The sequence below is a fragment of the Desulfosalsimonas sp. genome (genome assembly GCF_046483245.1).
Taxonomy (GTDB): domain Bacteria; phylum Desulfobacterota; class Desulfobacteria; order Desulfobacterales; family Desulfosalsimonadaceae; genus Desulfosalsimonas.
This window is the reverse complement of sequence record NZ_JAWODO010000091.1, coordinates 1-4,275: the sequence shown is the minus strand read 5'-3', so window position 1 is coordinate 4,275 and position 4,275 is coordinate 1. Positions and strand designations below refer to the sequence as shown.

Here is a 4,275-nt window from a genome sequence, read left to right as displayed (position 1 = left end):
GAACCCGAAGCTCGACGCCATACTAAAAAACCGGGAAATGATCTGCATCCATTACAGCCGCCGGGGCCCGGACATGGGTAACCGCCGGATCCGGGGGCTTTCCGGAAAAATCCTGGCAAAAATCCGGGCAGGCGACATCGTGCTTTTACACGACTGCTGCCCGCAATCCGCAAATTTCAGCATGGATACCTGGCTTGCCGAAATCGAGAAAATCCTGTCCGGCCTCCCGCAAAAAGGCCTCCGGGCGGTCCCCCTGGCCGAGCTCATTGAACGCCCGGTGATGGGGGAGAGTGAGCCTCCACCCGCATAGCGGGTGGCCTCAGGTAGCCTCCTTAAGGGAGGCAGAAAAAAATACAGGGAATAAATTCGAAATTCGAAGCACGAATATCGCACGTGAGTATCCCGTAAGGGATAAACAAATTCGAATGACCAAAAATTCAAAATCCGAAACAAATACAGAAATTTGTTTATCTCTTTGCAACGGTCAAACCTTGCCGGGTCTTCTACCCACCATAGGTGAAGATTAAAATCTTAATAACCGGGCCGGGTGATTTGTCTTTGCCCCCGAAACATGGGAGCCTGCGGCAACCCCGGCAATCTCCGCACGAGAAAACCCTCTATGGTCCCCCAGACCTTGATAACCGTATCTTCGGGCAAACACACAGGTTTGCCCCTGCACAGGGAATTTTCACACTTTCCGGAACCAAAGGGGAAATTTGCCTGAGGGGGTGGGCAGGGGGGCTTTGCCGAAGGTAGAATGAAAAATTGTGCAACATGCGGATCAATGATATATTTAAAAAAGTATACAGCAAAAACCATCTGCTTTCATGCATTTGCGTGAATTGAAGAAAGACTTATTACCTAATCTGTCACGGGAGTTTAAAATGATCTCATATCAAAGTCTTACACGTTATTTTGTATGCATCAGCCTGTTTCTGCTCCTGCTGGCATTGCCCGCCGCGGGCTTTGCGCAGGATGAGGAAAACGGCAGCAAGTCAGGAGAAAAACTAAGACAGGATGCCATGGAATTCATGGAAAGCCTCAAGCAGTACAGCGCGGAAAAACAGCAGGAGGCTGCGGAAAAATTCCAAAGCGAATTCGATGAGATGGACGAGCGCCTCGAAAAAATGGAACGCCGGTTTGAAGAAGAAAAATCGGAAATGAGCCGGGAGATGCGGGAAAAAATGAAATCCAACCTGGAAGAGCTTCGCCGACAGAGAGAGGAAATGGCCGCATGGCTTGAAAAGTTCGAGTCCGGATCAAAGGACGCCTGGGATCACCTCCGGGAAGGCCTGTCAAAATCCTTCCGGGATTTTTCCCGATCCCTGGAAAAAACCGATGAGCAGATGGAAAGCACGGAAATTTAGGCATCCTGCTTTTCAATCCTGGGGCAATTCTTTTGCTTCAAGCAGGTTTAACTCAAGCCGGTAATCAAACAGGCCGTGGTGAAAAATGTTGATCTTTGCAGGAACTTCACCGGCCCCTCCGGGCAGGGGAGAACCGCAGGCAGGGGGGTAACAGACGTTTACGGTTTCCCGGAGCTTTTTGCCGCCGGTATATCTCCTGATTTCCAGGCGGTCTGCCCCGGACAGCCGCACCTCCACAAAGCCTTTGTCACCGCTGCACGCGTACCTGCAGATTGGCGCGCCGCCGGACAGGGTACCGACTTCCACATCACTCGCTTCCGGGGATATAAAGGCCAGCCGGATATCGGCAAACATTGCGCGGGCGAACTTTTCCTTGTCAAACGGGGGAACCGCCCGACGGATTGACACCCCGCCGTCATATTCCCCGTTAAAAAGCACAAACCCCTCCACACTCATGATTACGCATTTGATCCGCCCGGCCTCCGGATGGATCCGGATAACGGCAATGGCGTCTTTTACATCGCCGCCAGGCAGATAAGCCGTTAATGATTGAACCATTTGCCTGGGCCGGGTCAGAAAATGCGCCCGGCACTGCCGGGCCGTATCCTCACGAAGTGCCTGAGATTCCGGCTGGATGGGCGCAAGGCTCCGGCAGCCGGATACGTACAGCAAAAAACAGACCAGAAGCAGTATCAATCCCCGGACCAATGACGAGCGTCCGAGGAAGGCGTTTGCCGCGTGACTATTTTTCAAACTGCTCCAGGGCCATCGGAGAGCCCTGTTCCTGTTCCTTGTCGCCGGGATTAAAATAGTCGCCGCGCAGCATACCGTCATCCTTTTTTTCCAGGCGAGCCGTGTAATGCACTTCACCAGCGGAAAGTAAAACCAGGAAAACCGTATCTCCGCTGACTTTTCCCTCAATGTCGTAATCGCCAAGAGAGCCCTCGACCTGATTTCCTTCCTGCTCAAAATATCCCCTGCCCCAGCCGAACGGGTTATTGGGATCCGTATCAGCATCCTGCCAACGGCCCTCGACGTTGACAGCCGATGACTCGTCTCCGGCGACATCCTGCAGCCAGGGATCGATATCCGCCCTGGTCAATGCAGTACTGCACGCCATCATGGGCAGAAAAACCATTAAAATTGCAAATGCATACATGATCTTTTTCATTTTTTTCCCTCCCTTTGGCTTCATTGTTTGTCCTGTCCGGGTTCTAACTCCTGAAAGACCGCGCTTTTAATAGTCTCGTTGATTTTCGTGTCATGAAACCTTATGTCAGTATAAGAAGTGGAGCTTTCATGTATGGCAACTGCTTCAATCACCCCCGGCGTATCGCTCAGACTAAGTTCAATGCGCTCGATGACTTCTGCCATGGCCTGGTTCTCAGGCGTTAAAACCACCCGCCTGCCAGATTTCATCCGGACTTTCAGGTCAGGGTTGGCATCAAACTCGCCCTGCATCCACATGCAAATCTCTCCGAGAAACACCCGCATGGCCTCCAGGTTCCGGCCTTTCTGCTCCTCCATACCGGTGTCTGTCCGAACATAACGGCGGATTTCGTCGTCATGCATCAACAATACGCTTTTCACCGGCCGGGTGTATTCCCATCGAAGCGACCGGGGAGCCTGAAAATACAGCGATCCTTTTGAGATCAAGGGCTTATCCAGCATTTCCAGATGTTTTTTCTGGGTGAAATCCGCTTGAATGGACTCGACAAACGTCACCTTTTCCCTGATGGTTTCCAGGTCATCCGCCCATCCTGTCAGAAAAACCGCGCATGCCAGCAACGCGATTAAAGAGGCCATGCTCTCCGTATTTCTGCGAATCTTCTTCATTGTCGCCTACGCCATGCCCCCGTCAACAGAAATCACCTCACCGGTCACGTATGATGCGTCCTCTGAGCAAAGAAACCTTACCACGCGGGCAACTTCCTCGGGCTTGCCGATGCGTGCCATGGGAATCATCTGCTTTATCGTATCCACCGGGGCATCCCCGGTCATTTCAGTTTCAATCAACCCCGGGGCCACCGCGTTTACCCGGACACCCATGCGGGCCACTTCTGCTGCCAGGGCTTTGCTTGCGCCGATAACCCCGGCCTTGGCTGCGGAATAATTGACCTGCCCGCGGTTGCCCATGATTCCGGAAACCGAAGAAATGGAAACAATCGAGCCCTTCTTGGTACGTAGCATTTTTTTGAGCACAGGCTTGGTCACATTATAAAACCCGGCCAGGGACGTATCAATCACTGACTGCCAGTCCTTTTCCGGCATCATGACAAACAGCCCGTCCGCGGTAATCCCGGCGTTATTGACCAGAACATCAATGTCAAACTCGCCGGCGATTTCCTTGACCGCCTGCTGGACCGCCCCGGCATCGGTTACATCAAAGGCGATTGTGCGCCCTTGCCCGCCGTTTTCCCGGATCATCTCCAGGGTCTCTTCCGCCGCGGACCGGCCGGATTTATAATTAATGGTCACATGATATCCACTGCCGGCCAGCTCCAGTGAAATCGCCCGTCCGATTCCCCGTCCGCCGCCTGTTACGATGGCTGTCTTCTGCTTCATCCCGCCTGTCCCCTGCAAATATCTTTAATCTGTTCTGAGCACCTGAATCGTGGCCTCGCCCAGAATATCCTCGCCGATTTTCGAAAAACCATGGTACTCGGCATAATTCATATGCGCATGCTGCCTTCTCGCGCTTGTAATAACGGTTGCATTCACCGGAATACGCGAGGCATGAAAAACCGCCTCCTTTACACCCACCAGCAGCCCCCCGCCCTCTTTTTCCCGTCCCTCGGATTCCTGAATTTCGTCCCACCGGATATTGATCCCTGCGGTCTGGGCCACCAGCTCCACAATGACAAGCGGCGAGATCGCCCCGCCTTCAAAAAGCGGCCAGGCCGCCGTG

At 53.1% G+C, this 4,275-nt stretch carries 6 protein-coding genes and 1 pseudogene; 2 read left to right on the top strand and 5 right to left on the bottom strand.

All coding sequences use genetic code 11. The annotated features are described in order from the left end of the window. Nucleotides 1-310: pseudogene (locus R6U41_RS08405) on the top strand (polysaccharide deacetylase family protein); the annotation flags it as partial. Between the two features lie 574 nt (nt 311-884). Further along, nucleotides 885-1,367, top strand: a complete 483-nt coding sequence (locus tag R6U41_RS08400; protein WP_410269389.1) for a hypothetical protein — start codon at nt 885-887, stop codon at nt 1,365-1,367. A gap of 12 nt (nt 1,368-1,379) precedes the next feature. Here the strand turns inward: R6U41_RS08400 and R6U41_RS08395 are convergent, their stop codons facing one another. The 5 genes from R6U41_RS08395 to R6U41_RS08375 form a co-directional block, all read right to left on the bottom strand. After that, entirely contained in the window at nt 1,380-2,075 is a 696-nt protein-coding gene (locus R6U41_RS08395) for a hypothetical protein (RefSeq protein WP_410269388.1), read from the bottom strand. Nucleotides 2,076-2,109: 34 nt separating this feature from the next. Continuing rightward, nucleotides 2,110-2,538, bottom strand: coding sequence for a hypothetical protein (locus R6U41_RS08390; RefSeq protein ID WP_410269387.1), 429 nt, complete (start codon nt 2,536-2,538; stop codon nt 2,110-2,112). Between the two features lie 20 nt (nt 2,539-2,558). Next, the gene (locus tag R6U41_RS08385; RefSeq protein WP_410269386.1) at nt 2,559-3,203 is read right to left on the bottom strand and encodes an outer membrane lipoprotein carrier protein LolA; all 645 of its coding nucleotides are present in this window, start codon (nt 3,201-3,203) and stop codon (nt 2,559-2,561) included. A 6-nt stretch (nt 3,204-3,209) separates the two neighbouring features. Continuing rightward, complete coding sequence (gene fabG, locus R6U41_RS08380; protein WP_410269385.1) at nt 3,210-3,932, bottom strand: 3-oxoacyl-ACP reductase FabG; 723 nt, start codon at nt 3,930-3,932, stop codon at nt 3,210-3,212. A 24-nt stretch (nt 3,933-3,956) separates the two neighbouring features. Further along, nucleotides 3,957-4,275: hypothetical protein (locus R6U41_RS08375; RefSeq protein WP_410269384.1), on the bottom strand; the 319-nt coding region annotated here is incomplete at its 5' end.